General features: G+C 69.9%; 23 protein-coding genes, 1 tRNA gene and 1 pseudogene. 17 read left to right on the top strand and 8 right to left on the bottom strand.

The features are described 5' to 3' along the window. Positions 1–256: 256 nt before the first annotated feature. Together AWU67_RS13315 and AWU67_RS13310 are read left to right on the top strand one after the other, a co-directional pair. A complete protein-coding gene (locus tag AWU67_RS13315; RefSeq protein ID WP_067229983.1) occupies positions 257–1,294 on the top strand; it encodes an AMP-binding protein in 1,038 nt (345 codons plus the stop codon). Positions 1,295–1,423: 129 nt separating this feature from the next. Then, on the top strand, positions 1,424–2,293 hold the full coding sequence (locus AWU67_RS13310) for a 1,4-dihydroxy-2-naphthoate polyprenyltransferase (RefSeq protein ID WP_234407259.1): 870 nt from the start codon (positions 1,424–1,426) through the stop codon (positions 2,291–2,293). 84 nt (positions 2,294–2,377) lie between these two features. On the opposite strand, the gene AWU67_RS13305 is transcribed toward AWU67_RS13310, so the two are convergent. Then, positions 2,378–2,674, bottom strand: a complete 297-nt coding sequence (locus AWU67_RS13305) for a DUF4229 domain-containing protein (RefSeq protein WP_067229977.1) — start codon at positions 2,672–2,674, stop codon at positions 2,378–2,380. Between the two features lie 85 nt (positions 2,675–2,759). Here AWU67_RS13305 and AWU67_RS13300 point away from each other — a divergent pair, with 85 nt between their 5' ends. The 3 genes from AWU67_RS13300 to AWU67_RS13290 all read left to right on the top strand — a co-directional run bounded on the left by AWU67_RS13300 (position 2,760) and on the right by AWU67_RS13290 (position 5,981). Beyond that, entirely contained in the window at positions 2,760–3,218 is a 459-nt protein-coding gene (locus AWU67_RS13300; protein WP_082716990.1) for a PLD nuclease N-terminal domain-containing protein, read from the top strand. After that, positions 3,211–5,016, top strand: a complete 1,806-nt coding sequence (gene menD / locus AWU67_RS13295; protein WP_082716989.1) for a 2-succinyl-5-enolpyruvyl-6-hydroxy-3-cyclohexene-1-carboxylic-acid synthase — start codon at positions 3,211–3,213, stop codon at positions 5,014–5,016. Before AWU67_RS13300 ends, menD begins: the two co-directional genes overlap by 8 nt. A gap of 83 nt (positions 5,017–5,099) precedes the next feature. Beyond that, positions 5,100–5,981: a PPK2 family polyphosphate kinase gene (locus tag AWU67_RS13290; protein ID WP_067229973.1), complete on the top strand. Its 882-nt coding sequence runs from the start codon at positions 5,100–5,102 to the stop codon at positions 5,979–5,981. Positions 5,982–6,001: 20 nt separating this feature from the next. Here the strand turns inward: AWU67_RS13290 and AWU67_RS13285 are convergent, their stop codons facing one another. After that, a complete protein-coding gene (locus tag AWU67_RS13285) occupies positions 6,002–7,270 on the bottom strand; it encodes an isochorismate synthase (RefSeq protein WP_067229970.1) in 1,269 nt (422 codons plus the stop codon). A gap of 61 nt (positions 7,271–7,331) precedes the next feature. Between AWU67_RS13285 and ubiE the strand changes: the two are divergent. From ubiE to AWU67_RS13265, 4 genes and pseudogenes are all read left to right on the top strand, one after another. Continuing rightward, positions 7,332–8,087: pseudogene (ubiE, locus tag AWU67_RS13280) on the top strand (bifunctional demethylmenaquinone methyltransferase/2-methoxy-6-polyprenyl-1,4-benzoquinol methylase UbiE); the annotation flags it as partial. A 306-nt stretch (positions 8,088–8,393) separates the two neighbouring features. Beyond that, a complete protein-coding gene (locus AWU67_RS13275; RefSeq protein ID WP_067229966.1) occupies positions 8,394–9,497 on the top strand; it encodes a polyprenyl synthetase family protein in 1,104 nt (367 codons plus the stop codon). 19 nt (positions 9,498–9,516) lie between these two features. Next, on the top strand, positions 9,517–10,896 hold the full coding sequence (locus tag AWU67_RS13270; RefSeq protein WP_067229963.1) for an FAD-dependent oxidoreductase: 1,380 nt from the start codon (positions 9,517–9,519) through the stop codon (positions 10,894–10,896). A 151-nt stretch (positions 10,897–11,047) separates the two neighbouring features. Beyond that, entirely contained in the window at positions 11,048–12,070 is a 1,023-nt protein-coding gene (locus AWU67_RS13265) for an alpha/beta hydrolase (RefSeq protein WP_067229960.1), read from the top strand. On the opposite strand, the gene AWU67_RS13260 is transcribed toward AWU67_RS13265, so the two are convergent. The 3 genes from AWU67_RS13260 to AWU67_RS13250 are packed head-to-tail and all read right to left on the bottom strand — an operon-like array spanning position 12,067 to position 14,378. Further along, the gene (locus AWU67_RS13260; protein WP_082716987.1) at positions 12,067–12,810 is read right to left on the bottom strand and encodes an NUDIX domain-containing protein; all 744 of its coding nucleotides are present in this window, start codon (positions 12,808–12,810) and stop codon (positions 12,067–12,069) included. The two genes, AWU67_RS13265 and AWU67_RS13260, sit on opposite strands and share 4 nt — an antisense overlap. Before the next feature lie 3 nt (positions 12,811–12,813). Next, positions 12,814–13,302, bottom strand: a complete 489-nt coding sequence (locus AWU67_RS13255) for a YajQ family cyclic di-GMP-binding protein (protein WP_067229957.1) — start codon at positions 13,300–13,302, stop codon at positions 12,814–12,816. Between the two features lie 56 nt (positions 13,303–13,358). Then, entirely contained in the window at positions 13,359–14,378 is a 1,020-nt protein-coding gene (locus tag AWU67_RS13250; protein WP_067229953.1) for a LacI family DNA-binding transcriptional regulator, read from the bottom strand. A 202-nt stretch (positions 14,379–14,580) separates the two neighbouring features. On the opposite strand from AWU67_RS13250, the gene AWU67_RS13245 reads away from it, so the two are divergent. Then, positions 14,581–14,662, top strand: a tRNA-Tyr gene (locus AWU67_RS13245). 62 nt (positions 14,663–14,724) lie between these two features. On the opposite strand, the gene AWU67_RS13240 is transcribed toward AWU67_RS13245, so the two are convergent. Next, the gene (locus AWU67_RS13240; RefSeq protein WP_067229951.1) at positions 14,725–15,579 is read right to left on the bottom strand and encodes an alpha/beta hydrolase; all 855 of its coding nucleotides are present in this window, start codon (positions 15,577–15,579) and stop codon (positions 14,725–14,727) included. 245 nt (positions 15,580–15,824) lie between these two features. On the opposite strand from AWU67_RS13240, the gene AWU67_RS13235 reads away from it, so the two are divergent. Then, positions 15,825–16,466, top strand: coding sequence for a TetR/AcrR family transcriptional regulator (locus AWU67_RS13235; protein WP_067229948.1), 642 nt, complete (start codon positions 15,825–15,827; stop codon positions 16,464–16,466). An 84-nt stretch (positions 16,467–16,550) separates the two neighbouring features. Here the strand turns inward: AWU67_RS13235 and AWU67_RS13230 are convergent, their stop codons facing one another. Next, the gene (locus tag AWU67_RS13230; protein WP_067229945.1) at positions 16,551–17,219 is read right to left on the bottom strand and encodes a TetR/AcrR family transcriptional regulator; all 669 of its coding nucleotides are present in this window, start codon (positions 17,217–17,219) and stop codon (positions 16,551–16,553) included. Between the two features lie 112 nt (positions 17,220–17,331). On the opposite strand from AWU67_RS13230, the gene AWU67_RS13225 reads away from it, so the two are divergent. Beyond that, positions 17,332–18,639 carry a glycosyltransferase gene (locus tag AWU67_RS13225; protein WP_067229943.1) on the top strand — a complete coding sequence of 436 codons (1,308 nt, stop codon included), beginning with the start codon at positions 17,332–17,334 and terminating at the stop codon, positions 18,637–18,639. Here AWU67_RS13225 and AWU67_RS13220 read toward each other — a convergent pair. After that, complete coding sequence (locus tag AWU67_RS13220) at positions 18,636–19,079, bottom strand: winged helix-turn-helix transcriptional regulator (RefSeq protein WP_067229940.1); 444 nt, start codon at positions 19,077–19,079, stop codon at positions 18,636–18,638. The two genes, AWU67_RS13225 and AWU67_RS13220, sit on opposite strands and share 4 nt — an antisense overlap. 129 nt (positions 19,080–19,208) lie before the next feature. Here AWU67_RS13220 and AWU67_RS13215 point away from each other — a divergent pair, with 129 nt between their 5' ends. From AWU67_RS13215 to AWU67_RS13195, 5 genes are all read left to right on the top strand, one after another. After that, a complete protein-coding gene (locus AWU67_RS13215; RefSeq protein WP_067229937.1) occupies positions 19,209–20,081 on the top strand; it encodes an NmrA family NAD(P)-binding protein in 873 nt (290 codons plus the stop codon). 53 nt (positions 20,082–20,134) lie between these two features. After that, positions 20,135–20,977, top strand: coding sequence for an inositol monophosphatase family protein (locus AWU67_RS13210; protein ID WP_067229934.1), 843 nt, complete (start codon positions 20,135–20,137; stop codon positions 20,975–20,977). Continuing rightward, the gene (locus AWU67_RS13205) at positions 20,974–21,558 is read left to right on the top strand and encodes a GNAT family N-acetyltransferase (RefSeq protein ID WP_129586719.1); all 585 of its coding nucleotides are present in this window, start codon (positions 20,974–20,976) and stop codon (positions 21,556–21,558) included. The genes AWU67_RS13210 and AWU67_RS13205 overlap by 4 nt, the downstream gene beginning before the upstream one ends. Before the next feature lie 153 nt (positions 21,559–21,711). Then, positions 21,712–23,235, top strand: a complete 1,524-nt coding sequence (locus AWU67_RS13200) for a peptidoglycan DD-metalloendopeptidase family protein (protein WP_160329761.1) — start codon at positions 21,712–21,714, stop codon at positions 23,233–23,235. Positions 23,236–23,523: 288 nt separating this feature from the next. Continuing rightward, the gene (locus AWU67_RS13195; RefSeq protein ID WP_067229927.1) at positions 23,524–24,393 is read left to right on the top strand and encodes an endonuclease domain-containing protein; all 870 of its coding nucleotides are present in this window, start codon (positions 23,524–23,526) and stop codon (positions 24,391–24,393) included. Positions 24,394–24,474 lie beyond the last annotated feature (81 nt).

The following is a 24,474-nucleotide window of genomic DNA, read 5'->3' as shown; positions in this document are numbered from 1 at the left end:
GCTGCCCGCGGCGGATTTCGACCTTTCGACAAGCTCAGGACAGGCCAAGCTCAATCAACGGGAGGGGCTCACTCGGCGCTCCCCGCTGGGTGAGCCTGTCGAAACAGCCCCGTTGGTTGAGCCTGTCGAAACAGCTCCGCTGGTTGAGCCTGTCGAAACCCGGCAAGCACCGGTAACTGTCCAGGGGATTCCTTGGACTGGGCTGCCGCCTTCCGCGACGCTGCGCGTCGCGCTGGTTGAGCCTGTCGAAACCCTTGTGCCGCGCCGGGTCGCCCTGGTGATCGAGACCTCCGGATCGACCGGCACGCCGAAGCGGGTCGCCCTCAGCACCGACGCACTGCTGGCCTCGGCCGCGGCATCCGCCGGCGCGCTCGGCGGCCCCGGCCAGTGGCTGCTCGCCCTGCCCACCCACTACATCGCCGGCGCGCAGGTACTGGTGCGCTCCCTCGTCGCCGGCACCGACCCGGTGATCCTGCCGGCCGGGCACTTCGACCCGCGCGTCTTCGCCGCGTATGCCGCCCGGATGGACGCGCCGCTGCGCTTCGTCTCGCTGGTGCCGCTCCAGCTGGCCCGCGTGGTCGAGGCGGCCGAGTCCGACCCCGCCGTGCTCGCCGCCGCGCAGCGCTTCGACCGCATCCTGGTCGGCGGCCAGGCGACCCCGCCGGCGCTCATCGCCCGCGCCGCCGAGCTGGGCCTTCGCGTCACCCGCACCTACGGATCCTCCGAGACGGCAGGCGGCTGCGTCTACGACGGCGTCCCGCTGCACGGTACAGAGGTGCATGTTGAGGGTGGCCTGATCGAGCTCAGCGGCCCGATGCTCGCCGAGGGTTACCTGGCCGCCGACGGCACCGTCGACATTGAGCGCACGGCAGCCGCCTTCGCCGACCATGGCGGCGAGCACCGCTACCGCACGGGCGACCTCGGTGAGCTGGTCGACGGGCGACTGCGGGTGCTCGGCCGTTCCGACAACGTGATCATCAGCGGGGGAGAGAAGGTCTCGCTTGAGGCCGTCGAGCGCGTGCTGCACGCGCGGCCCGGCTTCGAGGGTTCCGTCGCCGTCGCCGTGCCAGACCCGGAGTGGGGGCAGTCGATCGTGGTGGTGCGTCAGGGGGCGGATGCCGGCGACGCCGATCTCACGGGCCTGCGTGCTGCTGTGGCCTCCACGCTCGGCCCGGCGGCCCGGCCGCGCGAGCTGCTCGCCGTCACGGAGCTGCCGCACCTGCCGTCGGGCAAGCTCGACCGCGGCGCGCTCGCCCGGCTGGTTGCAGAGACCCGGGCGGCGACCCGGGATTAACATGGAGGTGTGTCAGCATCCTCTCGGCCTTCGCGGCCCAAACAACAGCGACTGAATCCGACGGGCGCGGGGCGACCCGGTGGCGCGAAGAAGGGCGCGAAAGCGCCGGCCACCGCTCAGGGCGCCACCATGGGCGACTGGGTGTCCGGGGCGCGCCTGCGCACCCTGCCGCTGGCCGTCGCGCCGGTCGCGCTCGGCACAGGGGCGGCTGTCGTCGCCAACGGCAACGGGCACTGGGAGCCGGTGCTCGCTGTGCTCTGCCTCATCGTCGCGCTCTGCCTGCAGATCGCGGTGAACTACGCCAACGACTACTCCGACGGCATCCGCGGCACCGACGACCACCGCATCGGCCCGGCCCGGCTGACCGGATCCGGGGCGGCCGCCGCCAAGCAGGTGCTCATCGTCTCGTTCGCCTTCTTCGGACTCGCCGCCCTGTCGGGCCTCGCGATCGTGCTCATCACCCAGCAGTGGTGGCTGCTCGCGGTCGGGGCCGCGGCGATCGCTGCCGCCTGGTTCTACACGGGCGGCAAGCACCCCTACGGCTACTACGGGCTCGGCGAGGTCTTCGTCTTCGTCTTCTTCGGCCTCGTCGCCACCTGCGGCAGCGCCTGGGTGCAGGCCGGAACCGTCAACACCGAGAGCTGGCTCTCCGGAATCGCGATCGGGCTCATCGCCTGCGCGGTGCTGATGGTCAACAACCTGCGTGACATCACCCCCGACACCGCAGCGGGCAAGCGCACCCTCGCGGTGCTCGTCGGGCCGCGCATCGGCCGGGTGCTGTTCTGCGTGTTCCTGCTGGTGCCGTTCGCGATCGCCGGCTGCTTCGCCCTGTTCTACCCGCTGGCGTGGCTGACCTTCTTCGTGCTGCTGCTGGCTCTGCCCGCCGCGCTCATCGCGGTGACGGCCAAGACCGCGCCGGAGCTGATCCTGGCGCTCAAGCTGACCAGCCTCACGGCGCTCGCCTACGGCCTCGCCCTCGGGGCGGCGTTCGCGTTCTAGGCGCGGCCCCCGCGCACAAAAAACAGGAGGAGAGCCCCGCCGCCCCGCATACGCGGTTGGCGGGGCTCTCCTCCTGTTTTATTGCTAGTTCTGACGCTGCTCTGGCGCAGCGGGCGTCTCGCCCAGCGCGTCGAGCACGGCATCCTCGGCCTCGTCGTCCTCGCGCACGACCGGCTTCTCGGCGTGGCGCACCTCGTAGAGCTCGCGGGCGACGTTCTCGCGCGGCTTACGGAAGAAGATGAAGGAGACGCAGAGGCCGATCACGGCGGCCAGCACGGTGGCGATCCAGGGGTTCACCTGCATGAACAGCAGCACAAGCAGCGGCACGAAGAAGGCCAGCAGCCGTACGACGGTAAAGGTGATCCAGGAGCGCTTATTCACCCCTTCAGTGTAGGCGAATGCCGCTGGATGCCCGCCGGGCAGACAGCCAGCTTGCTCCCACCCTTCCCGGCCTAGACTGGGGGACATGACCCGCCTGCTGTTTGGACTCGCAGTCGCGGCCGTGGTGCTCACGGTATACGCGCTCGTCGATGCCGCGCTCTTCGACCGCAGCCGCATCCGTGGGCTCCCCCGATTCGCATGGATCCTCGTCGTTCTGCTTCTTCCCGTGATCGGCGCGCTGCTCTGGCTCTTCATCGGCCGCGGCCGTCGTGGCCCGGCGCCGCGGGCCTCCCGCACCGTTGCACCCGACGACGACCTCGAGTTCCTCGGCCAGCTCGGCCGTGACGCGCTGCAGGCGCAGCGAATCCGCAAAATTGAAGAGGAGCTGGCCGACCTCGACGGCGGCGCTCCCCGCTCCGGCGGCCCGGCCCGGCCTGGCGCGGCACCCGGAGCGAAGCCCAACAACGTCCCCGGCACCCCTGCCCCCGGTCCAAATGACGAGTCTGGCGAAGCCCCCGGCACCTCCGGCTCGCGGGATGCCTGAGCGCTTGGATTCTGCTGCCCAGTCGGCAACGCGCGACGAGGCCGTGATCGGCGCGGGCAGCGGTAGCCCGGCCAGCGATTTCGCCTGGGCGCTGCTCACCGAGCTCGTCCGCTGCGGTGTGCGCCACCTCGTGGTGAGCCCCGGCTCCCGCTCTCAGGCACTGGCACTGGCCGCGGCCGAGCTGGAGCGGCTCGGCGCCGTGCAGTTGCACGTGCGCGTCGACGAGCGCAGTGCCGGGTTCACCGCCCTCGGCATCGGCGTCGAGTCCGGCGTGCCTGCCGTCGTGATCACGACCTCCGGCAGTGCCCCCGCCCACCTGCACCCCGCCGTGCTCGAGGCCCACCACGGCCGCGTGCCGCTGCTGCTGCTGACCGCCGACCGGCCGCACGAGCTCCGCGGCATCCGCGCCAACCAGACCACCGCACAGGCCGGCCTGTTCGGCGTGGCTGTGCGCCACGCTGAGGACGTCGACGCCCCGGGTGCCGCAACGGATGACGGCGACGCGATCGCCCTGGCCCGGCGTGCCTTCGCCCTCGCCACCGGCGCCCCGGAGCCCGGGCCTGTGCACGTGAACCTGGCGCTGCGCGAGCCGCTCTCCGCACCGATCCCGCCCGCCGCGCTCGCCCGTTTCGCGGACGAGCTGGCCGCCGATGTCGCCGCCGGTAGGCCGGCGGCATCCGACGCCCTGACGCCCGCCGTGACCCAGATCGAGCGCAGGGTCGGCACCGTCGTCGTCGCCGGGGCAGGTGCGGGGCCCGATGCAGAGGCCTTCGCCCGTGCCGGCCACTGGCCGCTGCTTGCCGAGGTGTCCAGCGGTTCCCGCTTCGGACCGAACCTGGTTGTCGCGGCCCGTGAGCTGCTCGGCTCGCCCGACTGGGCACCCGAGTTCGGCGCGCAGGTTGACCGTGTCATCGTCTTCGGCCACCCGACGCTCAGCCGCGAGGTGCCGGCGCTGATCGCCCGTGCCGGCGTCGAGACCATCGTGGTCGACGCCGTCGGACGCGAGTGGTTCAACCCCGGACGCACTGCCCGGCGGGTGTTCGCCGTCGCCACCGATGACGGTCCGGCCAGCGCAGAGGAGCGTCGCTGGGTGGGCCGCTGGGTGCACGCCAGCCGGAGCATCCGGGATGCGGCCGAGAGCTCGACCGAGGTCGCTCCCGCCGCACCGCTCCGCAGCGGCGTCGCCCTCGGCGGCCACGTTGAGAATTTCGCGGCGCAGCGCGAGTACGTCGCGACCGAGTTCCGCGCGATCCGCGCCCCGCTCACCCGCAGCAGCCTGATGCAGGCGGTGTGGGCGGCCAGCTGGCCACAAGACCGCCTCGTCTTCGGGGCGAGCCGGTTGATCCGCGAGGCAGACCGCGTCGTTCCGGGCAAGAAGATCCCGGTGCACGCCAACCGGGGCCTCGCGGGCATCGACGGCACCATCGCCACCGCGATCGGAATCGCCCTGGCCGCGCCGGAGGGTAGCGGCCTCGTGCGGGTTGTGCTCGGCGACCTCACCGCGTTGCACGACGTCTCCTCGTTGTTCCTCGGGCTGGGCGAGGTGCGCCCCCGGGTGCAGCTCATCATCGGAAACGATGGCGGCGGCACCATCTTCGACACCCTCGAGGTGGCTCAGAGTGCGCCGGTGGATGCCTTCGACCGGGTGCAGTACACGCCGCAGAGCGCCGACTTCGCCGCGATCGCGGCATCGGCTGGCTGGGGGCACACCCGGGTGAGCACCCGTGGCGGCCTCAGCGAGGCGCTCACCGCGGCCGTCACCGGGCCGACGATCATCGAGGTCCCGCTGCCGCGTTGACCGTGCGCGCCGGGAGGCACTCGATCACGCTCGGCGCGGTGCCCGCCCTAGCGCTGGCCGCCCGGGCGCGGCAGGATGGGCGTATGCCATCGAGGGGAGTCACCGTGGGCGAGTCAGCCGAGACGCCGTGGGATGCCGATCCGAGCGAAAATCTGCGAGTACGCCCCGGGTTCCGGCTGGCCGACGTAGACACCGGTTCGACCCCCGGCTACGAGGGAGGAAAACAACGTGCCGTTGCCGCCCTCGCCGAGGGTGCTGCCGTCTTCGACTCGCTGCAGGAGAAGCTCTTCGCCAACAGCAGGCTCGGCGACGAGCGCAAGATCCTGCTGGTGCTGCAGGCGATGGACACCGCAGGCAAGGGCGGGATCCTGCGCCACGTCGTCGGAGCCGTCGACCCGCAGGGCGTGCAGATCACCGCGTTCAAGAAGCCGACACCAGAGGAACTGACCCACGACTTCCTCTGGCGCGTCCGCCCGCACACGACCGATGCGGGAATGATCGGCGTCTTCGACCGCTCCCACTACGAGGATGTGCTCATCGGGCGGGTGCGTGAGCTCGCCCCGGCCGCCGAGATAGAGCGCCGCTACGACGCCATCAACGCCTTCGAGCGAGAGCTTGTGGCCGACAACACCACGATCATCAAGGTGATGCTGCACCTCGGCGCCGACGAGCAGAAGAAGCGCCTGCAAGATCGCCTCGCCCGGCCAGAGAAGCACTGGAAGTTCAACCCTGGCGACATTGACGAGCGCCTGTTGCTGCCCAAGTACCACGAGGCCTACCAGGTGGTCTTCGACCGCACCTCGACCCCGGATGCCCCGTGGTTCGTGATCCCGGCCGACAAGAAGTGGTTCGCCCGGCTCGCGGTGCAGCAGCTCCTGATCCATGCCTTGCAGGGCATGAGCCTGAGCTGGCCCGTCGCCGACTTCGACATCGAGCACGAGAAGGCACGCCTCGCCGCCTCCTGAACGGCGCGGCTTACGTTGGGCTAGAGCAGTGCGTCCACCATGGGCCGGAACTTCATCCGTGACTCCGCGAGTTCCTGCTCGGGCTGGGACTCCGCGACTATGCCGCAACCGGCATACGCCGTGATGGTGCCGGTCGAGTCGATCTGGGCGCAGCGCAGTGCGATCGCCCACTCGCCGTCGCCGGCAGCATCCACCCAGCCGACCGGGCCGGCGTAGCGCCCGCGGTCGAACGGCTCCAGCTCGTCGATGAGGTCGAGCGCGACATCGGTCGGGGTGCCCGCCACGGCGGCCGTCGGATGCAGCGCAGCGATCAAGTCAAGCGAGGTGGACCCGTCGCTCAGCGTGCCCTCGATGTCGGTGGCCAGGTGCCAGAGATTCGGCAGCTTGAGCGTGAACGGCACCTCGTCGGCGGCGACGTGGGTGGCGTGCGGCCGCAGCGTGGCGAGCAGGCTCTGCACCGCGAACTCGTGCTCGTCGTTGTCTTTCTCGGAGGTGGCGAGCGCGACGGCGGCAGCTTGGTCGGCCGCCGGGTCCGGGCCGCGGGAGATCGTGCCGGCGAGCACGCGCGCGCTCAGGTCGCCGTGGTGGGCGCGGATCAGCGTTTCGGGGCTCGACCCGACGAGGCCGTCGACGGCGTAGGTCCAGCAGTCGGGGTAGCCGGCCGCGAGCACCCGCAGCACGCGGCGCAGGTCGGCGTCCGGCGGCAGCTGGCCGACGAGGTCGCGGGCAAGCACTACCTTGCCGACCTCGTGCCTGTTGATGCGCGCGATCGCCTCGGTGACCAGCCGCACGTAGCCCTGCGGGTCGAGGGAGCCAGGACGAAGCGTCACCGAATACTCCGGGCCGAACGGGCGTGCGGCCGGCAACTCGGCCGGGGCCGCAGCGGTCGCAGCGGCACCCACACCTACCCGCGTCACCCAGCACTGTCCGTCGCGCTTGCCGACGATGAGCTCCGGAACGATGAGCACGCTGCTCTGCGCCGACAGGGCAGAGAAGGCGAATGCGCCGAAGGCGAGCAGGCCGGAGCCGGGAACCCCGAGCGGGTCGACCACGGTGGCCTGCGTGACGATGGTTCGCCAGGCGGCGGCGGCATCGGCGAAGCGGCCAGGGCCGTGGAACTCCAGGCGCAGAATCTCGCCGATCCCGGCGAGCCCGTCGCCGCGGCGCTGCCAGAGCAGCGGGTCGCGACTATCGACGAGGGCGGCCAGCTCGGCGAGGTCGTCGACGGGGCCAGGTATCGGCGTGGTCTCCACGTGCAGAACGGGCAGGCGAGCATCCGAAACAGTCACCGCCCCAGACTACGGCGCTGTGCGCTGGGCGGCGCCCGGTAACTCTCAGGGAGAACCCTGCATGCTGGATAGACTTGAGCACGTGACCAAAGCAGACCTGAGCAAGCGCCCGGCGCAAGTTGCCGCCATGTTCGACGAGGTCGCCGAGGGCTACGACCGCACGAATGCCGTCTTGAGCATGGGCAACGCCACGCTGTGGCGGGTCGCGACCACCAAGGCCGTCGGTCCGAAGCCGGGCGAACGCATCATCGACATGGCCGCCGGAACCGGCACCTCCAGCGCCAGCCTCGCCGCCAGCGGAGCCCACGTCGTCGCCGGCGACTTCTCGCCCGGCATGATCGAGGTCGGCCGCAAGCGCCAGGCGCACGTGCCGAACATCGAGTTCGTGCAGGCGGATGCCACGGCGCTTCCCTTCGCCGACAACGAATTCGACGCCGTCACCATCAGCTTCGGCCTGCGCAACGTCGTGGAGCCAGAGAAGGCCCTCGCCGAGTTCTACCGCGTCACGAAGCCCGGCGGCCGGGTCGTCATCTGCGAGTTCTCCACGCCGCCGGTCGGCTTCGTGCGTTGGGGCTACGGCTGCTACCAGCGTTACGTCATGCCCACCCTGGTCAAGCTGGCCAGCACCAACGACGCGGCCTACGACTACCTCAACGAGTCGATCCGGGACTGGCCCGACCAGCGCACGCTCGCCGGCTGGCTGCGCCGTGCCGGTTTCACCGACGTCGCCCACCGCAACCTCACCCTCGGCGTCGTCGCCCTGCACCGCGGCGTGAAGCCACTCGAGGCCGTTCCAGCCGTGGCGCCGGATGCTGCGCATGAGGCGCCAGCCGAGAAGCCCGCTGCTGACAAGCCCGCTGCCGAGAAGCCCGCGGCGAAGAAGCCCGCGGCCACGCCCAAGCAGGCCCCAACGAAGTCGGCTGCCGCGAAGCCCTCCGCTACGAAGGCCGCGCCCGCAAAGCCCGCGCCCGCAAAGCCCGCGCCCGCAAAGCCCACGCCCGCAAAGCCTGCGGCGGCGAAGCCCAGCACGGCCCCGGCAGCGACCGGAACCCCCGAAACACCGCCGTCGGCTCCGCCCGAGACCGCGGCATCCTCAGCACATCGCAATCGTTAGGCTGTAACAGTGAAACCGAGTGTCCCCGTTGTGCGTCGCGGTAGTTCCCTTGCATCGCAGCTCGGTCTGAGCGACCGCATTCTCGCGACCTCCGCAGACCGCAGCCTCGCGAAATCGATCGATGCCGGCCTGGAGAAGATCGAGGCCGGCCTGCTCCGCGAGGTCGGTTTCGCTGACGCGATCGCCGACGTCACCACGCGCTACCTGTTGAACGCCGGCGGCAAGCGGGTACGCCCGATGCTGACGCTGCTCACTGCGCACCTCGGCGACGGCGTCACCGACGAGGTCATCACGGCGGCACAGGCCATCGAGATCACCCACCTCGCCTCGCTCTACCACGACGACGTCATGGACGATGCCGATATGCGCCGCGGCGTGCCGAGCGCACAGACCGTCTGGGGCAACTCCGTCGCGATCCTGGCCGGCGACCTGCTGTTCGCCCGCGCCAGCCAGCTGATGGCCGGCCTCGGCGAGGGCGCCATCCGTCTGCAGGCCGACACGTTTGAGCGCCTCGTGCTCGGTCAGCTGCACGAGACGGTCGGGCCGAACCCCGACGACGACCCTGTCGAGCACTACATCGGTGTGCTCGCCGACAAGACCGGCTCCCTCATCGCCGCCGCCGCCCAGGCCGGCATCATCTTCTCCAAGGCGCCGGGCGAGTACGAGCGGCCCATCGTCGAGTTCGGTGAGCGGATCGGCGTTGCCTTCCAGCTGATCGACGACGTGATCGACCTCTCGAAGCAGCCGGAGGAGACCGGCAAGGTTCCCGGAACCGACCTGCACGCCGGCGTCGTCACCCTGCCGCTGCTGCGTCTGCGCGAGCTGGCTCTGACGGATGCCGTCGCCGCCGACCTGCTCGAACGCCTGAAGACCGACGTGCTCGGCATCCCGCTGCCCGACCAGGACACCGACCCTGCCCTGCGCGCCGAGGCGGCCGCCCGAAGCGCCGCCCTCGTCGACGAGCTGCGCGAGCACGCCGTGACCGCATCCACCCTGGCCGAGGCGCACAGCTGGGCGCGTAACGCTGTGGCCGCGCTGGCCCCGCTGCCGGACGGCAGCGTCAAGAAAGCACTGACCCGTTTTGCAGACACCATCGTCGAGCGTTCCAGTTAGCTCTAGTGAGGACGAACCCATGACCAAGCTTCGCCTGGCCATCGTAGGAGCCGGCCCCGCCGGCATCTATGCCGCCGACATCCTGTTGAAGGCCGAGAAGTCCTTCGACGTCTCGATCGACCTGTTCGACGCCCTGCCCGCGCCCTACGGGCTCGTGCGCTACGGCGTTGCGCCGGACCACCCCCGCATCAAGGGCATCATCAACGCCCTACGTGAGGTGCTCGACCGTGGCGACATCCGCATCTTCGGCAACGTGAAGTTCGGCGAAGACATCACGATGGACGACCTCAAGCGCCACTACAACGCCGTGATCTTCGCCACCGGCGCCGTCAAGGACGCCGACCTGGCCATCCCCGGCATCGAGCTTGAGGGCAGCTACGGCGCCGCCGAGTTCGTCAGCTGGTTCGACGGGCACCCCGACTTCCCGCGCAGCTGGCCGCTCGAGGCCCGCGAGGTGGCCGTGATCGGCAACGGAAACGTTGCCCTTGACGTCTCGCGCATCCTGGCCAAGCACGCGGACGACCTGCTCGTCACCGAGATCCCGGACAACGTCTACGCCGGGCTCAAGGAGTCGCCGGTCACCGATGTGCACGTCTTCGGCCGGCGCGGCCCGACCTCGGTCAAGTTCACCCCGCTCGAACTGCGCGAGCTCGGCGAGCTGCGCGATGTCGACATCATCGTCTACGACGAGGACTTCGACTACGACGACGCGGCCAAGGCCGCCGTCGCCGGCAACAAGCAGGTCTTCGTGATCGACAAGGTGCTGAACCAGTGGCGTCAGCGCCCGCATGGCGAGGCCAGCCGTCGCCTGCACCTGCACTTCTTCGCCAAGCCGCACGAGGTCGTTGATGACGGCACGGGCCGCGTCGGTGCGTTCCGCTTCGAGCGCACCGCGCCCGACGGCGAGGGCGGCGTCGTCGGCACGGGGGAGATCCGCGAGATCCCGATCCAGGCCATCTACCGCGCTGTCGGCTACTTCGGCTCGCCGCTGCCCGGCGTGCCGTTCGACAAGAAGCGCGGCGTCATCCCGAACCGCGAGGGCCAGGTGCTGGTCAAGGACCCAGAGACCGGCGCCAGCCAGCAGATGTATGGCGTGTACGCAACCGGTTGGATCAAGCGCGGCCCGGTCGGTCTGATCGGCCACACCAAGTCTGACGCCATGGAGACCGTGCGGCACCTGATCAACGACCTCGGCAACTGGTGGCGCCCGGAGCACCCCGAAGAGGAGAGCATCGTGCAGCTGCTCGACGAGCGCGGCATCCGGTACACCGACCTCGACGGCTGGCACAACCTCGACGAGCACGAGAAGTCGCTCGGTGAGGCGCAGGGCCGGGCCCGCATCAAGGTCGTTCCGCGCGAGGAGATGGTCGACATCTCCACCAGGACCACCCAGGCCTAAGGCGCCGACCGCGGCAGATCTTCGCGCGGCGTGGATTCGGAATCGCAGGTTCCGTCATCCACGCCGCGCTTTTCTGTGCCCGGCCGACGAACCTGCGGAGCGTTCGGAATCACTCGGGCGCGCCCCCGCCCGCGCGGGCTAGGGTGAGGCTGTGACCGATACGCGCAAGGCCCCACGCTGGAAGCCAGATGTGCTGGGCGGGCAGTTCGAGCAGTTGACGCTCCCGCTGAAGCCGGATGTCGAGGGCGAGGTCGTCGCCACCCTCGTGCGTTACAACGCGATGCGGCCGCTGGACCTGCGCACGCTGCCGGCAGACGGCGCCGACGTGCTCTACGTGCACGGCTGGTCCGACTACTTCTTCCAGACCCACCTGGCCGAGTACTGGCGCAGCATGGGGGCCCGTTTCTACGCGCTCGACCTGCGCAAGTACGGGCGCAGCCTGCGTGCACACCAGACGCCCGGATTCGTCGACGACCTCAGCATCTATGACGAGGACATCGAAGCGGCGCTGGACGCCATGGGGCACAGTGCGCCCAAGCCGGGGCCCAAGGTCGACACCGGCACCCGGCGTCCTCTGATCCTGATGGGGCACTCCACCGGCGGGCTGACGCTCAGCCTGTGGGCGGCGCGCCACCACGGCCGCGTGCGGGCGCTCGTGCTGAACAGCCCCTGGCTGGAGTTCCAGGCGCGGGGGATCGGCCGCGAGGTCATCGCCCCGGCCGTGGTGCTCGGGGCGAAGGTGGCTCCGCGGGCCCCGCTGCCCACGGTCGACCTTGGTTTCTACACGCGCACGGTCTCCAAGAAGTTCGACGGCGAGTGGGACTACAACTCGGAGTGGCGGCCGCAGCGCGGCTTCCCCATTCACCCGGCCTGGTTGAAGGCGGTGCTGCGCGGGCACGGCACCATCGCCGGTGGCGTCGACATTGGCGCGCCCGTGCTCTCGATCATGTCGGCGCGCTCGACCATCTCGCTCGTCTGGTCGGATGCGATGCTGAGCACCGACAGTGTGCTCGTCGTCGATGACATCGCCGTGCGCTCGCTCCGTTTGAGTGCGAGCGTCACCGTGGAGCGCATCGACGGCGCCATCCACGACGTCGTGCTCTCGGCCGAGCCGGTGCGGGACGCGGCCTTCAGCGCGATGACGCGCTGGCTGCGCGGCTATCTGCCGCGCTAGGCGCGGGCGAAGGGGCCGCTGAGGGCAGCCCACTGCAGCAGCATGATCGTCTTGGCGTCGACGATGTCGGAGCCGATCCGGGCCAGGGCGTCGTCGATGCCGAGCTCCAGCACCTCGATGTCCTCGCCCTCCTCGCCGAGGCCGCCGCCGGCGCCTGAGCGGGTGCCCTCGTCGTAGGGCGCGGCGAAGAAGTGCAGCCGCTCGGTGACCGAGCCGGGGCTCATGAACGCGTCGAAGACGTGCTCGACCGGGCCGAGCGTGTGCCCGGTCTCCTCCTCGGCCTCGCGCCGGATCGCCGACTCCGGGTCGTCGTCATCGAGCAGCCCCGCCGCCACCTCGATGAGGTTGCCGTTCGGATGCCCGTTCACATACGCAGGGAAGCGAAACTGCCTGCTGAGTACAACCGTGCGCTTGCGCGTGTTGTAGAGCAGGATGCAGGCGCCGTCGCCGCGGTCGTAGGTCTCCCGCTCCTCGACGGACCAGTGGCCGTCGCTGTGCTGGAAGTCGATCGTCGTGGCCCGAGTCACGAACCAGTTCGAGGTGAGCAGGCGCACATCGCGCACCCGCACCCGCGGGTTACCGGTGAGGCCGCGCCCGGCCTGGTCGAGGCCGGTGCGGCCGCGACGGTCGGGCACGTCGATTCCGGGGACACCGGCGGCACCTACGCCGGGAACGCCGAAGGGGGCGGCGCCGGGCGCACCCGACGTGGGCCCACCGGCATCCGCCCCCTCGGCACCCATCGTCTAGCGGAAGTTGACGAATTGCAGGGCGACGTCGAGGTCCTTGCCCTTGAGCAGCGACATGGTCTCCTGCAGGTCGTCGCGGCTCTTCGAGGAGACGCGCAGCTCGTCGCCCTGGATCTGGCTCTTGACGCTCTTGGGGGCCTCGTCGCGGATGATCTTGTTGATCTTCTTCGCGTTCTCCGAGTCGATGCCGGCCTTCAGCGAGGTCTCGATCCGGTACTCCTTGCCGGAGGCGAAGGGCTCGCCGGCGTCGAGGCTGCGCAGCGAGATGCCGCGCTTGATCAGCTTGGACTCGTACACCTCGAGGATCGCCTTGGCGCGCTCCTCGCTGTTTGCCTTGATCAGGACCTTCTCGCCGCTCTGCTCGATGGAGGCGCCGACGTTCTTGAAGTCGTAGCGCTGAGCAACTTCCTTCTGCGCCTGGTGCAGGGCGTTCTCGCCCTCCATCGGGTCGACCTTGGAGACGATGTCAAAAGTGGAATCAGCCATGCCTCGATGTTAGCCCGCGCCGCGAGATCGCGGGCGAGCGTGGCCGGGCAGTGCGGCTACTCGGGGGCCGGCGTGGCCGTGCTGGAGCGCACTACCAGCTCGTAGGGCAGCGCGACAGAGGGCTGCACGGGGTAGTTGCGCTCAGGGTGCAGTTCCTCCATCAGCATCTGCACGGCCTTCTCGCCCTGCGCCCGCGGGAACTGGGCCACGGTGCTGAGCCCGAAGAACTCTGCCAGGTCGTGGCCGTCGATGCCGATGATCGACACATCTCGCGGCACGTTCAAACCCAGGTCCTTGGCGGCGAGGATGGCGCCGATCGCCATTTCGTCGCTGGCCGCGTAGATTGCGCTGGGCCGGCCGTACGGGCTGCCGAGTAGTTGCTTCGCCGCCTGGTAGCCGCCCTGGATGGTGAAGTCGGCCGGGCGGAACAGGGCGGGGTCGACGGGGATGCCGGCATCCGCCAGCGCGGCCTCGTAGCCGACGCGGCGGTTGGTGGGCAGGTGGAAGTCGACGTCGAGCTCGAGCACGCCACCGATGTGGCCGATGCGGCGGTGGCCGAGTGAGATCAGATGGGCCGTGGCCAGACGGGCGACGGCGGTGTCGTCGACGGCGAGGGTGCGGACGCCGGGGATCGGTCCGCCGACACCGACGAGCGGCTTCTTCAGGCGGTGTAGCCGCGACACCTCGTCGCCGGTCAGCTCCAGCGAGATGGCGATGACGGCGTCGACGCGCTGGCGCAGCAGGAAGTGCTCGAACACGCTCTGCCGCTCGGAGCCGTTGCCGGCCAGGTTGTAGAGGGTCACGTCGTAGCCGTCGCGCAGCAGCGCCTGCTGGGCGCCCTCCAAAACGGTGGAGAAGAACCAACGGTTGAGGAACGGCACCACGACGCCGATGTTGCGGGTGCGCCCTGAGGCCAGACTGGACGCGTTCGAGGAGACGACGTAGCCGAGTTGGTCGGCGGCCAGCTCGACCTTGAGCTTGGTGGATTCCGACACGGATCCGTTGCCGCTCAGCGCGCGCGAGACGGTGGCCGTGGAGACGCCGGCGAGCTTCGCCACCTCTTCGATGCCGGCCATCGTGCGGCCCCTTCCGTCTCTCCTGCTGGATACGCCCTGAAGTCTAGCGAGGTGGGCGCGTCGGGCCGCCGGGGCGCCTGCCCAGGCATCCGAAACGCCCGGGGTTCGCGGTGCGGAATCCTCGATTTCACGAGAAAGCAGTTGATACGTATGATTGTGGAGCGTCTTCGGTCAGGTGGCAACATATGGTCGGGTGCGCATTGGCGAGTTACCCAAGCGGCCAAAGGGATCTGACTGTAAATCAGACTGCTCAGCATTCGGGGGTTCGAATCCCTCACTCGCCACAGCCAAAACCCCGGAATCATTGCGATTCCGGGGTTTTTTCGTTGCTGGTCCCGCTGCGGTGCTAGTCGAGCGGCGGTGAGTACTTCTGCGCGAAGGCGAGCGCCTCGTCGGCCACCTCGCGCCAGCCGGAGTCGATCGTGAGCGAGTGCCCGCGGCCGGGGATCGTGACCAGCTCGGTCACGCCCGGGTTCTTGGACTGCAGCTCATAGCTCGAGTGCACGATCGCCGGGGGAACCGTGTTGTCGTTCTCGCCAGAGATGAGCAGCAGCGGACCGCGCGCATCTGCCTTGGTGTCGACTTTCGTTTCGGCGAAGGGGTTGAGGTTGGCCGTCGCCGCCTGGAAGAGGGGGAGTCCGGCTGCGGGCACGTGGTAGTTCTCGTAGAGCTCGCGCGCCTCCGCCTCGTCGACGTTGTTCGCCCAGCCGAACTTGAACTCGTCGAAGGTGAGCGAGACGGCCCGGTTCACGTTGGCCGGGTTCTTCAGCACCGGGAACGCCGACTTGAGTGAGGCCCGCGGCAGCGTCAGCACGCCCTGGAACGGGGCGTTGTCGATGGACACCGTCGAGGAGGCGGCGCCCTCGCCGGCGATCTTCTGCGCGATCAGCCCGCCGAAGGAGTGGCCGATCACGACGGGCTGCTGGGTGAGAGCCGAGATCGCCTCCAGGTAGTGCTCCGTGACGTGCTTGACCATCTTCTTGGCGAACACCTCCGGCTCCTCCCTGGCCAGCTCCACCGTCTCTGGGTCGTCCGGCCAGCCGGGCGCCAGGGTGACGTATCCGTTCGCCTCGAACAGATCCCGCCACTTCTGCCAACTGCTGGAGAGCAGCCAGAGCCCGTGGATGAAGACCACCGGACGGGCCGCCGACTCATTGGCGCGTGCGACTTCGTGCTGTTCGTGTTCGGTCAAGCTGCTCACGAGTAGACCTCATTCCTCGGGCGCGGGGCCCGCGATGCCGGAGGGCGACAGTGCCCGGCCTGATGCTACGCCCGGCGACGCCCCCTGAACAGGGGCGGTTTCGGGTCGTCTGCACGAGGCCAGCCGGGGGACGTGCACGGCCGAGCTTTCTTCACAGTTCCCGGCGCTGTCCCAGCGATGCTGCGGCCGTCGCCCAGAAAATTCTGCAAAGCTGTGCTGCAGGCAAACGGGCGGAGGGGCGAGTCATGATGGCGGTTCCCAGCGCGCGGGCAGCTGAGACCCGGGAGCGCATCCTGTCGGCGGCAGCCGAGGAATTCGCAGAGCGCGGCTATGCCGGAACGTCCATCGGCAGCATCGCCGAGCGTGCCGGCATCGGCAAGGGGCTGGTGCAGTACCACTTCAAGGCCAAAGTCGATTTGGCCGTCACGCTCGTGCAGGCCACCTTCGCCCAGGCGCCGTTCGCCAACGTCGTGACCACCGACCCGCCGCCGCGGGGCATCGCGGCGATCGTCGCGTCGATTCGCGCGGTCTCCCGGGCATTCAGAGACACGGTCCGTGTGCGGGCTGCCGTGCGCCTCGTGCGCGAGTACGACATCATCCCCGTCGTCTTCCCCACGCCCTATGTCGGCTGGATGGCCGTGATGGCGCAGTGCCTGCGTGACGCGACGGATGACGGCGACATCCCGCCCGGCCTCGACTTCGAGACCGAGGGCTGGCACCTGGTCGCCACCTTCACGGGCGTTCAGGAAACCTCGCACCGCCTCACGCAGCGCCAGGATCTGCCGGAACGGATCGAGGAGATGCTCCAGCGACAGCTGCGCCTCTTCGGGGTCGTCGACCCTGAGCGCTTTTTGCGACAGGGCTCGAACCAAGCCCCGATTTCATAGTACGATCGTACTAAGGGACATGCCCGGTCGGGGGACTCGGGCAGGTGCCGGCGACGACGGGGGAACCGACGCCGGCCCCCCTTGCTACTTCCCCACGCTCCAGTCGTCCCGCGCGATCGCGCCGATGGTGCGCACCAGCCAGGCCTCGTACTCCGTCTGGCTCCAGCCAGATCCCAGCACAAGCTGCCCGTAGCTCTCCGGCGACACGATGAAGGAGAGCGCGTCGGCCACGCGCTCCGGGGCGGCGTCGGCGTCGAGCATGCCGCGTTCCGCCAGCTGGGCAACCAGAGCATTGAAGTCGGTGCGTCGCCGCTGCTGCAGTGCCGCGAGCTCGTCGGCCACCACCGCGTCAGAGGAGGCGGCGGCGAGGAATGCGGCCCACAGGCGATTGCTGCGCCGGTTGGCCTCTGCCACGAAGTGCACGATGCCGCTGAGGTAGTCGGCGTCATCCGCCGCCTCGGTGATCGCGGCGATGGGCTCGTGGTCGGCGAGGGAATCACGCCCCTCTCGGCCGGCGAAGCTCTGCTCGAACGCGGCCAGGAGGAGCTCGCGCTTAGGGCCGTTCAGCTTCACGGTCTCGACAGAGACGCCCGCCGCCCTGGCGATGTCGGCAAGGGAGGTTCCGCCGTAGCCGGTGGCCGAGAAGCACTCCGCGGCCGCGTCCAGAATGCGTCGTCGGGTCTCGGCGGCCTGGCTGGCGCGCAGGGTGGAGTTGTAGCTGCGCGTGGCCGGGGCAGAAGTTCCATCCGACATATTGACTTGCCTTTCAAGGTAGTGAATACTTCTTCGGTATAGACAATTCTAGTGCGCACACCAGTCGGGGCTGGGAGGCGCCCGCCTCGCCGATTCGACCTGAAAGTCAGCCATGACCTCCTACCTGATTTGCAGCACGCCCGTCCACGGCCACGTCACGCCGTTGCTCGCCGTCTCGCGCCACCTGGTGCAACAGGGGCACCGGGTGCGTTTCCTCACTGGAGCCCGCTACCGTGACGCCGTGCGTGCGACGGGGGCAGAGTACCTGCCGCTCCCGGCTGAAGCCGACTATGACGACACCGACATGGATGCCGCCTTCCCCGGCCGTGTGGGCAAGAGTGGCGTCCCCGGCATCCGCTGGGACCTCAGCAACATTTTCCTGAAGCCTGCTCCAGCCCAGATCGGGGCCGTCGACGAGGCTGTCGCCGCCGAGCCGACGGATGTGATCCTGCTGGAGAGCATGTTCATCGGCTCGATGGGGCTGCTTGCCCGGCCCCGGGCCGAGCGCCCCGCCATCGTCAACCTGGGCATCATCCCGCTCGGCCTCGGCAGCGTCGACACGGCGCCGTTCGGCCTGGGCATCCTGCCCAAGCCCGGCCGTGCCGGCCGCATCCGCAACGCGATGCTCCGGGTGATCACCGAGAGGTTCATCTTCGGCGGGCTGCAGAAGGAGGCCTCGGCGATGATGCTCGCCACGACCGGCCGCCCGCTCGGGGTCTTCTTCATGAGCGGCGCCTCGCAGGCAGACGCGATTGTGCAGTTCACCGTCGCCGGCTTCGAGTACCCGCGCCGCGACCTGCCAGAGACGGTGCACTTCGTCGGCCCGGTCTCGCGCACCACGCCCAGCGCGGCGCCGCTGCCGGAGTGGTGGGGCGAGCTCGACGGCTCGCGGCCCGTTGTGCACGTGAGCCAGGGCACCGTCGCGAACAAGGACTACGAGGAGCTGATCGCCCCGACCATGCGGGCGCTTGCCGGCGATGACGTGCTGGTGCTGGTGAGCACCGGCGGCCGCCCGGTCGAGAGCCTGCCGCATCCGCTGCCGGCCAATGTGCGCGCCGCCGAGTACCTGCCTTACGACGCGTTGCTGCCGCTCACTGACGTGTTCGTCAGCAACGGCGGCTACGGCGGGGTGCACTACGCGCTCGAGCACGGCGTGCCGCTCGTCGTCGCCGGTACGACAGAGGACAAGCTTGAGGTGACCGCGCGTGTGGAGTGGGCGGGCGTCGGCGTGAACCTGCGCAGCCACAAGCCGGTGCCGGATGCCGTCGCGGCCGCCGTGCGCACGGTGCTGGCCGACCCGGGCTATGCCGAGCGCAGTCGGGCGATCGGTGCACAGATCGCGGCCTCGAGCGGTCTCGTCGGGCTGGAGTCGGTCGTGGAGTCGCTGCTGGAGACCAGCCCCGCGCGCACTGCCCGCTAGGCCGGCTGGGGGGCCTGGGCCGTCTGTGCTGTCTGGGCCGACTGGGCTGCCTGGGCCGTCTGCGGTTCCTGGGGCGCGAGGATGTCGGCGGCGTTGCCGTCGATCCACGCCATCAGCGGCAGCAGGTGGTCGCTGAGCTCGCGCCCCCGTGCGGTGAGACTGTAGTCGACCCGGGGCGGGATGACCGCCCGTACCTCGCGCAGCACGAAGCCGTCGCGCTCGAGGGTGCGCAGGGTCTGCGCCAGCATCTTCTCGCTGATGCCCTCGATGCCGCGGCGCAGCTCGCCCCACCGGTGCGGCGCCCGCGAGAGGGTCAGCAGAACGAGCACGCCCCACTTGCTGGTGACGTGGTCGAGCACGGTGCGGCTCGGGCATGCTGCGGGAAAGACGCCTTCGGTCATCCCCGGGATCCCGCTTGTTTGCACATAACTCACCGTCATGTAGGTACCTTACCAAAAGGTGGGTACCGTCGACGGGGAAGTTCTTGAGCGGATGGTCGGTTGTACCGTGCAGCGACCGGAGCGGTCGTGACATTCGCAGCCCGCGCGGGTGCGTTCGAAAGGAAGACCATGACCCTCGTCATCACCGGAGCAACCGGCCAGCTTGGCACTCTCGTCATCGATGCGCTGCTGCGGAACGGCACACCGGCCACTCAGATCGTCGCGACCGGGCGCAACGAGCAGCGCCTGGCCGCGCTGCGGGAGCGCGGAGTGCGCACCGCCGTCGCCGACTACTCCGACCGGGTCGCGTTCGAGCGGGCATTCGCCGGCGCGGAGGCCGTTCTGCTCATCTCTGGGAGCGAGGTCGGCCAGCGCGTCGCGCAGCACAGGACCGTTGTCGAGGCCGCCCAGGCTGCCGGCGTCGCACGCCTCGTCTACACGAGCGCGCCGCGCGCCACCAGCTCCGCCCTGATCCTGGCGCCGGAGCACAAGGCGACAGAGGAGCTCATCGCCGCCTCCGGTATCCCGGCCACGATCCTTCGCAACGGCTGGTACACCGAGAACTACGCCGGTGCGCTCGGCCAGGCGGCGACCAGCGGCGAGATCGTCGCCAGCGTCGGCGATGGACGCGTCGCCAGTGCGAGCCGCGCCGACTACGCGGATGCCGCGGCCGTCGTGCTCGCCGATGCGAGCCACGTCGGGCAGATCTACGAGCTGAGCGGTGACGTCGCGTGGACGCACGCCGACCTTGCCGCGGTTGCCACCGAACTGCTCGCTCGGCCCGTCACCTACCGCAATCTGAGCCCGGAGCAGCACCTGGCCGCTCTGGCCGACGCCGGGCTCGACGCCGGAACGGCCGGCTTCGTCGTCGCGCTCGACGGCAACATCCGTGACGGCCTGCTGGCCGAGACGAGCGGCGACCTCGCCCGCCTGATCGGCCGCCCGACGACCCCGCTGCAGGAGGGTCTCGCGCCCGCCGCTGACGAGGCGCTCGCCGCCTAGCATCCGCCCACCCGGCCCCTGCAGAAATGCCGGGGCCGGGGTAGCGTGGGGGCATGAGCGCCGAACTGCTGGAGATGGCCCGCCGGATCGCATTGCAGGCAGGGGCGCTGGCGGCCGAGCGCCGCCGTGAGGGCGTCAGCGTGGCGGCGAGCAAGTCGAGCGACGTCGACATCGTCACCGCCGCCGACCGCGAGACCGAGGCGCTGATCCGCGCCCTGATCCGACTCGAACGACCAGATGATGCGTTCTATGGGGAGGAGACGGACGCCGCGGCCGGCAGTTCCGGCCTGGTCTGGGTCGTCGACCCCATCGACGGCACCGTCAACTATCTCTATGGCAGCCCCGCCTGGGCGATCAGTATCGCGGTGGGAGAGCTGGGCCAGTCGGATGACGCCGACGCCGAGCCGACAGCCAACTGGCGGGCGCTCGCCGGAGTCGTCTACGCGCCGGCCACCGCCGAGCTCTACGCAGCCTCGGCAGGCGGCGGTGCCTGGGTCGAGCAGATTGGCTCGCCGACGCACCCCGCCCCGCAGCCGCTGCACGTGAACACCGGCGCCCCGCTCGCCCAAGCCCTGATCGGCACCGGCTTCTCATACAGCGCCGACCGCCGCCAGGCGCAGGCAGAGGTGCTGCTCACGCTTCTGCCGCTCGTGCGCGACATCCGGCGCGTCGGCTCGGCCGCCCTCGACCTCTGCGCCGTGGCCGCCGGCCGGCTTGACGGCTACTTCGAGCGGCACCTCAACCCATGGGACCACGCCGCCGGCGCACTCATCGCGGCCGAGGCAGGCGCGACCGTGGCCGGCCTGAACGGCGCCCCGGCGACCGCCGAGCTGCTCATCGCCGCGGAACCCGCGCTGTTCACGGCGCTGCACGGCGCACTGCTGGCCGCCGAATGAACACTGACGCGCTGACCGGCCCGCGCCTGGTCACCGAGCGACTGCTGTTGCGCCGGTGGACTCCGGCTGACCGGGCGCCGTTCGCCGCCCTGAACGCAGACCCCCGGGTGATGGAGCACTTCCCCTCGACCCTGGATGCCGCGGCATCCGACGCCATGATCGAACGCATCGAGCAGGGCTTCGAACGGGCTGGTTTCGGTCTGTGGGCAGTGGAGCGGCGCGACACGGGGGAGTTCATCGGGTTCGTCGGGCTCTCTCGTCCCGGCTTCACGGCCCACTTCACCTCGCCGGAGCACCCGGCCGTCGAGGTCGGCTGGCGCCTGGCCGCCGACGCCTGGGGCAACGGCTACGCCAGCGAGGCGGCATCCGCGGCGTTGGCCTTCGGCTTCGAACAGCTCGGTCTGGGCGAGATCGTCTCGTTCACCGCGCTCGGCAACCTGCGCTCGCGCAAGGTGATGGAGCGCATCGGGATGACGCATGACCCGGCCGACGACTTCGACCACCCCGCTCTGCCTCGCACCGATCGGCTGAGCCGCCATGTGCTCTACCGGGCGCGGCCGCGTGAGTCCTGGCCGGTTTGAGATAAGCTTTGAATGCCCCCGTTCAGGGGTGATCGCCAGCGCTCACATGGTCTTTTCACATAGTGCCCGCTAGCCTTTATGAATTCGTTACTTTGGCGAGGCCAGGGTGATCACCTCCAATACGTCCCGAACACCTCGCTGAAAGTCCCCCACTTGCCTGCTGACGCCATTGCCCCGGATGCCTCTGTGCCCGGCACTGTCGACACAGCGACGGCGGATGCCGCGGCCCCCGCGAGACCGTTGACCAGGCGCGAGATTCGCGAGCGCGAGCGGGCCTTGGAGCTCGCCACCGGCGAGCCGCAGGAGCCGGCCACGGCCGTGCTGCCGATCGTCGCCGAGGTGCCGACCCGCACCGCGATCCTGCCCGCCGTTCCGCAGCCGGAGCCCCACACGGCAGAGTCGTACGCCGAACTGCTCAACGCACTCGTGCTTCCGGCCCCCGATCCGGCGCCGCTGGCCACGGCCGAAGATTTCATGCACGCAGCGGCCCCGGCCGCCTTCGCCGCGGAGCTCCCGGAGCAGGCCGCGGCCCTTCCGATTCGGCGCTCGCGCCGCGCGGCAGATGTCGAGGTCGATGCGATCCTGCCGACCGCCGTCGCCACCCCCGGCTCCCGCCGCAGCGCCAACCCGCGCGGCCAGGTCGAGCCCCTCGGCGCGAGCGAGCTCAGTGCAGCCAACTTGGACACAGCAAGCGCTGACGAGGAAGCCCCGCAGGCCGAGGAACTGCTCGTCGACGCACAGCAGACCACCGCGCTTCTCGCCGACGCCCTGCGCGTTGACGCGCTGTTCTCCGACATCCTGAACCCCGACTCCGTCAGCGGCGCACAGACGAGCGACCCCGCGCAGCGCCGGCGCTCCGCCGGTCGCTCCGAGCCGCTCGCGGTACCGCGCGCCTCGACAACCCCCGGCGCCTCGCGCACTGCCACGCCTCGTGCTGCCGTTCGCACCGCCCCCACTCTCTCGGTCACCCGCCGCATCGCCACCAAGACAACGGCCATCGTCGCCATGGGCTTCGTGGCGCTGATGGCCGTGGCCACCTCCGTGCCGGCCGAGGCGCTGCTGACGGCCGACGACGTCAAGGCCGCCGCTCTGGTCGCGAAGATGCCGAGCAAGACCGAGCCCGGCCAGTCGGTCATCGCCCACGGAGCGGACTCCATCACCGTGCAGGCTGACGGCTACGAGACGGCCACCATCGCCGAGGCCGCCGCAGCCAGCGGCATCCGGATGGAATCCACCTTCGTCAATAACCCGAACGGCGCTGTGCAGTGGCCGTTCGCCGTCGGAGTGCACGTCGGCGACCGCTTCGGCTTCCGCGACTGCGCCGGTTGCTCCAGCAACCACGGCGGTCAGGACTTCAACCCGGGCAACGGCGCCGAGATCCAGTCCATCGCCGACGGCGTTGTGACGCTCGCCGAGGACGGCGAGGGCAGCCTCGGCGTGCACATGATGATCGAGCACCAGATCAACGGCGAGACCATCACCAGCGTCTACGCACACATGCAGCACGGAACGATGCGCTACAGCACCGGCGACGTGGTCAAGGTGGGCGACGTGATCGGCAACACGGGCACCACCGGCATGAGCACGGGCCCGCACCTGCACTTCGAGATCCGCCTGGGCGGCATCAACGGCGTCAAGGTCGACCCGCTCGACTGGCTGTACGCCAACACCAACTAGCCTCCGCGCGCGCAGAGTTTTGCTGGCGGCGCCGCTGCCGGATGCTGCCCAGCTGCCGAGTCTCTGGGGTACCCGACCCCGACGCGGGCACAGAAAAACAGGACCACGCGCCGCCCGCACCGCCATGCGGCAGTCGATCCCGTCTGCTCCTGTGTTTTCGCCGAGGCCGTCCCGCTGCCGCTGGCCGCGGCGGTGACGTCTGTTGTGCACAGCGCCCGTTCGCCCGGCGGCTATCCACAGCTCGCAGACGCGCTCGTCGCACTGCGGCCGGCGTGGAGACGATGAGGCATGCCCATCGCCCTTGTCTCTCAGGTTCTTGCCTCCCTCGGAGGAGTCGCCCACTACTCTGGCTTGGAACGCGCCGGTGTCAGTCGTTCAGCCGTCGCCGCGGCACTGCGTCGTGGCGAGGTCTTTCGTGTGCGCAACGGCTGGTTTGCCTGCGCCGGGGCTCCGGCAGAGCTGGTGCGGGCCGTGCGTGTCGGGGGCACGCTCACCGGCGCCTCAGCGGCCGCGCTATACGGCCTCTGGACGATCGCCGACCCGCTCCTGCACCTGCGAGTGCGCTCGAGCACGAGTCGACTCTCGGCGCCCAGCGGCGGCGGGCGGCTGGTCCCGGGACGGCACGGCGTCTGCGTGCACTACAGAAGCGAGCGGGTGAGCATCGCGGCAGACCCGCTGCTCCGGGCCCTCGCCGAGATGTTCAACTGCTCCGACGAGGTGTCCGCCCTCGTCGCTCTGGACTCGGCGCTGAACAGCGGCAAGCTCGGCGTCTGGCAACTGCCGGAGCTGAAGGCGCTGATTCTGTCAACGCGGCGGGCGAGCGTCGACAAGGCGGATGCCGGAAGCCAGTCCGGCCTCGAGACGATCGTGCGGCTGCTGATGCGCTCGCACGGCGTGCGCCTGCGCAGTCAGGTACAGATCGCCGGAGTCGGCCGCGTCGACCTGCTGATCGGGGACCGCCTGGTCGTAGAGCTGGACGGGCGCGGCTTCCACGCGGGACGGTTCGAGGAGGACCGGGAGCGGGATTGGGAACTGATCCAGCGTGGCTATCTGGTGGTGCGGGTGAGTTACGCAATGGTCATGCATCAGCGTGAGCGCGTTGAGGCCGGACTGCTGGCCCTGGTGCGCCGCGGTGTGCATCGCGGCCAGGTGTGGTGAGCGAAACACGGGCCAGGCGACAGCAGTTGCTTCTGCGGCACGCCGGTCGTGGCGGGTGCACAAAAGCAGGAGGAGAGCCGC

Origin of the sequence: Microterricola viridarii (assembly GCF_001542775.1) — a bacterium.
Lineage (GTDB): Bacteria > Actinomycetota > Actinomycetes > Actinomycetales > Microbacteriaceae > Microterricola > Microterricola viridarii_A.
The sequence above is the reverse complement of the archived record's forward strand: the minus strand, read 5'-3'. Positions and strand labels throughout refer to the sequence as shown.

Coding starts and splice junctions, on each gene's coding strand:
- AWU67_RS13310 (WP_234407259.1), top strand. CDS start 1,424: ATGGGCGACTGGGTGTCCGGGGCGCGCCTGCGCACCCTGCCGCTGGCC.
- AWU67_RS13300 (WP_082716990.1), top strand. CDS start 2,760: ATGACCCGCCTGCTGTTTGGACTCGCAGTCGCGGCCGTGGTGCTCACG.
- menD (WP_082716989.1), top strand. CDS start 3,211: ATGCCTGAGCGCTTGGATTCTGCTGCCCAGTCGGCAACGCGCGACGAG.
- AWU67_RS13290 (WP_067229973.1), top strand. CDS start 5,100: ATGCCATCGAGGGGAGTCACCGTGGGCGAGTCAGCCGAGACGCCGTGG.
- AWU67_RS13270 (WP_067229963.1), top strand. CDS start 9,517: ATGACCAAGCTTCGCCTGGCCATCGTAGGAGCCGGCCCCGCCGGCATC.
- AWU67_RS13260 (WP_082716987.1), bottom strand. CDS start 12,810: ATGGGTGCCGAGGGGGCGGATGCCGGTGGGCCCACGTCGGGTGCGCCC.
- AWU67_RS13255 (WP_067229957.1), bottom strand. CDS start 13,302: ATGGCTGATTCCACTTTTGACATCGTCTCCAAGGTCGACCCGATGGAG.
- AWU67_RS13250 (WP_067229953.1), bottom strand. CDS start 14,378: ATGGCCGGCATCGAAGAGGTGGCGAAGCTCGCCGGCGTCTCCACGGCC.
- AWU67_RS13235 (WP_067229948.1), top strand. CDS start 15,825: ATGATGGCGGTTCCCAGCGCGCGGGCAGCTGAGACCCGGGAGCGCATC.
- AWU67_RS13230 (WP_067229945.1), bottom strand. CDS start 17,219: ATGTCGGATGGAACTTCTGCCCCGGCCACGCGCAGCTACAACTCCACC.
- AWU67_RS13225 (WP_067229943.1), top strand. CDS start 17,332: ATGACCTCCTACCTGATTTGCAGCACGCCCGTCCACGGCCACGTCACG.
- AWU67_RS13220 (WP_067229940.1), bottom strand. CDS start 19,079: ATGACGGTGAGTTATGTGCAAACAAGCGGGATCCCGGGGATGACCGAA.
- AWU67_RS13215 (WP_067229937.1), top strand. CDS start 19,209: ATGACCCTCGTCATCACCGGAGCAACCGGCCAGCTTGGCACTCTCGTC.
- AWU67_RS13210 (WP_067229934.1), top strand. CDS start 20,135: ATGAGCGCCGAACTGCTGGAGATGGCCCGCCGGATCGCATTGCAGGCA.
- AWU67_RS13205 (WP_129586719.1), top strand. CDS start 20,974: ATGAACACTGACGCGCTGACCGGCCCGCGCCTGGTCACCGAGCGACTG.
- AWU67_RS13195 (WP_067229927.1), top strand. CDS start 23,524: ATGCCCATCGCCCTTGTCTCTCAGGTTCTTGCCTCCCTCGGAGGAGTC.